The organism is Chryseobacterium sp. MP_3.2 (assembly GCF_035984805.1).
In the GTDB taxonomy this organism is placed as follows: Bacteria; Bacteroidota; Bacteroidia; order Flavobacteriales; family Weeksellaceae; genus Kaistella.
The window spans coordinates 1-5,985 of the sequence record NZ_JAXCHW010000019.1 but is presented as its reverse complement, the minus strand read 5'-3'; the positions used below and the strand labels follow the sequence as shown (position 1 = coordinate 5,985).

General features: G+C 44.9%; 2 tRNA genes and 3 rRNA genes. All 5 read right to left on the bottom strand.

The window, feature by feature from the left end:
* Window positions 1-15: 15 nt before the first annotated feature.
* The 5 genes from rrf to RCH13_RS13870 all read right to left on the bottom strand — a co-directional run bounded on the left by rrf (window position 16) and on the right by RCH13_RS13870 (window position 5,373).
* Window positions 16-123: ribosomal RNA gene (rrf, locus tag RCH13_RS13890) — 5S ribosomal RNA — on the bottom strand.
* A 184-nt stretch (window positions 124-307) separates the two neighbouring features.
* A 23S ribosomal RNA gene (locus RCH13_RS13885) occupies window positions 308-3,075 on the bottom strand.
* Window positions 3,076-3,403: 328 nt separating this feature from the next.
* A tRNA-Ala gene (locus RCH13_RS13880) sits at window positions 3,404-3,477 on the bottom strand.
* Window positions 3,478-3,566: 89 nt separating this feature from the next.
* A tRNA-Ile gene (locus RCH13_RS13875) sits at window positions 3,567-3,640 on the bottom strand.
* Between the two features lie 216 nt (window positions 3,641-3,856).
* Window positions 3,857-5,373 (bottom strand): 16S ribosomal RNA (locus RCH13_RS13870).
* The 16S, 23S and 5S rRNA genes sit together here with 2 tRNA genes alongside, the layout of an rRNA operon.
* Window positions 5,374-5,985 lie beyond the last annotated feature (612 nt).

Genomic DNA, 5,985 nt, shown 5'->3' with positions numbered 1-5,985 from the left:
TGAGGTTTTAAAAAAAACTGGCGGCGACCTACTCTCCCGCGTTAGCAGTACCATCGGCGCTAGAGGGCTTAACTTCTGTGTTCGGAATGGGAACAGGTGAGCCCCTCTGCTAAAACCACCCTAAAGTTGGTTTTGTACAAAAGGATGTACAGTATATTTAATTTTAGTAGATAATAGATTAATAGCGCAAAGATGACAGATTTTAAAGTCTATTATCTATCTGTCTATTATCTTTTAGTCTTACTAAAAAATCGATAAAAACGTTCACAAAGAGAAGACCGTATTGCACGATCGAGTACCATAATTAGGCAATAAATCTACGGGTAATTAGTACTACTCGACTATGACATTGCTGCCTTTACATCTATAGCCTATCAACGTTGTCATCTCCAACGACCCTTAAAAGATGTCTCATCTTGAGGCAGGTTTCGCACTTATATGCTTTCAGTGCTTATCCTTACCAAACGTAGCTACTCAGCGGTGCTCCTGGCGGAACAACTGATACACCAGAGGTTTGTTCAAATCGGTCCTCTCGTACTAGATTCAAGCCCTCTCAAACATCTAACGCCCGCAATAGATAGAGACCGAACTGTCTCACGACGTTCTGAACCCAGCTCGCGTGCCACTTTAATGGGCGAACAGCCCAACCCTTGGGACCTTCTCCAGCCCCAGGATGTGACGAGCCGACATCGAGGTGCCGAACCTCCCCGTCGATATGAGCTCTTGGGGGAGACTAGCCTGTTATCCCCGGAGTACCTTTTATCCTATGAGCGATGGCCCTTCCATACGGAACCACCGGATCACTATGTCCTGCTTTCGCACCTGATCGACTTGTAGGTCTCACAGTCAAGCACCCTTATGCCATTACACTCTACGCACGGTTACCAAGCGTGCTGAGGGTACCTTTGAAAGCCTCCGTTACTCTTTTGGAGGCGACCACCCCAGTCAAACTACCCACCACGCAATGTCCTTCCTTTTGAGAAGTTAGGCTCCAAATAAACAAAGGGTGGTATTTCAACGTTGGCTCCACCGACACTAGCGTGCCAGCTTCAAAGCCTCCCACCTATCCTACACATTGTTTATTCAAAGTCAATACGAAGTTATAGTAAAGGTTCACAGGGTCTTTTCGTCCCATTGCGGGTACTCGGCATCTTCACCGAGACTACAATTTCACAGAGCTCATGGTTGAGACAGTGCCCAGATCGTTACACCATTCGTGCAGGTCGGAACTTACCCGACAAGGAATTTCGCTACCTTAGGACCGTTATAGTTACGGCCGCCGTTTACTGGGGCTTCAGTTAATTGCTTCGCATTGCTGCTAACAACCTTCCTTAACCTTCCAGCACCGGGCAGGTGTCAGACCCTATACATTATCTTTCGATTTAGCAGAGTCCTGTGTTTTTGATAAACAGTCGCCTGGGCCTCTTTACTGAGGCCAATATTGCTATTGGCGTCCCTTCTTCCGAAGTTACGAGACTATTTTGCCTAGTTCCTTAACCATGATTCACTCTAGCACCTTAGGATTCTCTCCTCGAATACCTGTGTCGGTTTTGGTACGAGTTGCTTCACTTCGGCTTTTCTTGGAAGCACTTTCCCTACAACAACTTCGCCCGAAGGCTAGGTCTTGACTATTCCGTCAGTCTCCAGTAAGTACGGCACTCCGTCCCCTTTTTAGTGTGAGCAAGTATGGGAATATTAACCCATTGTCCATCCACTTCCCCTTTCGGGTTCGCGTTAGGTCCCGACTAACCCTCAGCTGATTAGCATGGCTGAGGAAACCTTATTCTTTCGGTGAGCGGGTTTCTCGCCCGCTTTATCGTTACTTATGCCTACATTTTCTTTTCTGTCCGCTCCACGAAATCTCACGATCTCGCTTCTGTGCAAACAGAATGCTCCCCTACCAGATATAATTCAAAAATTATAAATCCATAGCTTCGGTACTATACTTATGCCCGATTATTATCCATGCCGAACCGCTCGACTAGTGAGCTGTTACGCACTCTTTAAATGAATGGCTGCTTCCAAGCCAACATCCTAGCTGTCAATGCAGTTCAACCGCGTTATTTCAACTTAGTATAGATTTGGGGACCTTAGCTGTTGGTCCGGGTTCTTTCCCTCTCGGACATGGACCTTAGCACCCATGCCCTCACTGCTGCGAAACATTTATTAGCATTCGGAGTTTGTCAGGAATTGGTAGGATTTGACTCCCCCGCATCCAATCAGTAGCTCTACCTCTAATAAACTTGTCGCAACGCTGCACCTAAATGCATTTCGGGGAGTACGAGCTATCTCCCAGTTTGATTGGCCTTTCACCCCTACCCACAAGTCATCCGAAGACTTTTCAACGTCAACCGGTTCGGTCCTCCACTTTGTGTTACCAAAGCTTCAACCTGCCCATGGGTAGATCACAAGGTTTCGCGTCTAATCCTACTAACTAAGCGCCCTATTCAGACTCGCTTTCGCTCCGCCTCCGTACCTGAAGTACTTAAGCTCGCTAGTAAAATTAACTCGTAGGCTCATTATGCAAAAGGCACGCCGTCACCCAACTTGTGGGCTCCGACCGCTTGTAGGCGTACGGTTTCAGGTTCTCTTTCACCCTTCTATTCGAAGTGCTTTTCACCTTTCCTTCACAGTACTTGTTCACTATCGGTCTTTCAGGAGTATTTAGCCTTGGAGGATGGTCCCCCCATATTCAGACAGGATTTCACGTGTCCCGCCCTACTCATTTATCATCTATGTATGCCTTTCAAATACGGGGCTATCACCCTCTATGGCTGTTCTTTCCAGAACATTCTTCTAAACATATAAAGACTTTTGGGCTAATCCGCTTTCGCTCGCCGCTACTTACGGAATCTCTTCGATTTCTTTTCCTCCGGGTACTTAGATGTTTCAGTTCTCCGGGTTTGCTCTCTAAATAAATTTAGAGTGACTGGTCTTCAACCAGCCGGGTTGCCCCATTCGGACATCTGCGGATCAATTCGTGTGTGCCGATCCCCGCAGCTTTTCGCAGCTTACCGCGTCCTTCTTCGCCTCTGAAAGCCTAGGCATCCGCCATACGCCCTTAACGATTTCTTTCCTAATAATATATTAGTTCAGTATTTTTTGTCTAACACAACCGTGTTAAACTAGTTTTATTTAAACTCGGCACTCGAAAGTGCGCGGTTTTCTCTTTGTGATGTTCTTATCGTTAATGTCAATGATCTTTGTTCTTCTTGAAAAACTAATGAACAGATGTGTTTTTGGCTCCATCCGTAACTTTTAAATTAGTCCTTCAAAACTGTGAATTATAAGGTCTCGAACCTCTAAATAAACTGATTGCTCAGTAATCTCTGCCCCATTTGGCATCATTCTAATCGTAATTTTCTTAAATATCTTCTGTTCTTGTTGTATTGCTACAACTTTGTGGAGAATAAGGGAGTCGAACCCTTGACCTCCTGCGTGCAAGGCAGGCGCTCTAGCCAACTGAGCTAATTCCCCTCTAGTTTAGACTCTCAGATTTAAAATGCTAGACACAAGATTTTAAAGTCTTGCCTCTTGGCTCTTTTATCTTCCCGTCTTTTTATTAGTAGTCTCGGGCAGGCTCGAACTGCCGACCTCTACATTATCAGTGTAGCGCTCTAACCAGCTGAGCTACGAGACTGTCTTTTTAGACTTACAGATTCAAGATGCTAGATAAAAGATCATAATAATCTAATGCTCTGGCGCTTGCCTCTTGTATCTCTTCCCTTATACTAATTCTAGTGGGTATTTTTTAAATATAACAACCAAGAAAAAAAAACTAAAGCTAACTTTGAATAAGACAATGATACTTGCGTATCGTTTTGTTTGTTTATACTCTCCTAACGAAGAGTCTCAAAAATGAGATGTTCCAGCCGCACCTTCCGGTACGGCTACCTTGTTACGACTTAGCCCTAGTTACCTGTTTTACCCTAGGCAGCTCCTTTTACGGTCACCGACTTCAGGTACCCCAGACTTCCATGGCTTGACGGGCGGTGTGTACAAGGCCCGGGAACGTATTCACCGCGCCATGGCTGATGCGCGATTACTAGCGATTCCAGCTTCATAGAGTCGAGTTGCAGACTCCAATCCGAACTGAGACCGGCTTTCGAGATTCGCATCACATCGCTGTGTAGCTGCCCTCTGTACCGGCCATTGTATTACGTGTGTGGCCCAAGACGTAAGGGCCGTGATGATTTGACGTCATCCCCACCTTCCTCTCTACTTGCGTAGGCAGTCTCACTAGAGTCCTCAACTTAATGTTAGCAACTAGTGACAGGGGTTGCGCTCGTTGCAGGACTTAACCTAACACCTCACGGCACGAGCTGACGACAACCATGCAGCACCTTGAAAAATGTCCGAAGAAGGGTCTATTTCTAAACCTGTCATTTCCCATTTAAGTCTTGGTAAGGTTCCTCGCGTATCATCGAATTAAACCACATAATCCACCGCTTGTGCGGGCCCCCGTCAATTCCTTTGAGTTTCATTCTTGCGAACGTACTCCCCAGGTGGCTAACTTATCACTTTCGCTTGGTCTCTGAGGCTTGCGCCCCAAAAACGAGTTAGCATCGTTTACGGCGTGGACTACCAGGGTATCTAATCCTGTTCGCTACCCACGCTTTCGTCCCTCAGCGTCAGTTAAATCTTAGTGACCTGCCTTCGCAATTGGTGTTCTAAGTAATATCTATGCATTTCACCGCTACACTACTTATTCCAGCCACTTCAAATTTACTCAAGACCGACAGTATCAATGGCAGTTTCATAGTTAAGCTATGAGATTTCACCACTGACTTATCGGTCCGCCTACGGACCCTTTAAACCCAATAAATCCGGATAACGCTTGCACCCTCCGTATTACCGCGGCTGCTGGCACGGAGTTAGCCGGTGCTTATTCGTATAGTACCTTCAGCTAGATACACGTATCTAGGTTTATCCCTATACAAAAGAAGTTTACAATCCATAGGACCGTCATCCTTCACGCGGGATGGCTGGATCAGGCTTTCACCCATTGTCCAATATTCCTCACTGCTGCCTCCCGTAGGAGTCTGGTCCGTGTCTCAGTACCAGTGTGGGGGATCTCCCTCTCAGGACCCCTAAAGATCATTGACTTGGTGAGCCGTTACCTCACCAACTATCTAATCTTGCGCGTGCCCATCTCTATCCACCGGAGTTTTCAATATTAATTGATGCCAATCAATATATTATGGGGTATTAATCTCTCTTTCGAAAGGCTATCCCCCAGATAAAGGTAGGTTGCACACGTGTTACGCACCCGTACGCCGCTCTCTCTCTTCCGAAGAAGAAATACCGCTCGGCTTGCATGTGTTAGGCCTCCCGCTAGCGTTCATCCTGAGCCAGGATCAAACTCTCCATTGTATGTTTGTCTGACTCACTCAAAGTTATTTATCGCCTTAGTTTTCCTTACTTTTTTGGTTGTATATGTTATGTCAATGATCTCTATTCTTCTCGCTGTATTATCAGAAACTCTTTCTGTCGTTGGTTCTGATTAGCGAGTGCAAAAGTATAAACTTATTTCTAATTGACCAAATGTTTTTGAATAAATTTTAAAAGTTTTTTTTAACCCCTAATCTCTTCTTCTCACCACACTTAATCCGTTCAACTTCGCTCCCCGTTTCTCTCGATTTGGGATTGCAAAGATAGAAACTTAATTTTAATCCGCAAGAGTTTTTTTGAAAAAATGTGATAAACTTTCATCTATCCTCATTCTCTAATTATCCCCTTACATCTACTTCGCTACCCTGTTTTAGAGTGGTGCAAAGATATGCTAAACTATTCCACTCCCACAAACTTTTTTTGAAGAAAATTACCAATTGTGAATAATTCAACCCCTAAACATCTGAAACATAATCCAATATTAACTCAAACAAACTTATCCACATTACTCATTTTAACCTCTTTTAATATCAATCTGCAGTCTAATCGCAATAAATCCAACTTCTACTAACTAAATACCAAACAAAAAACACA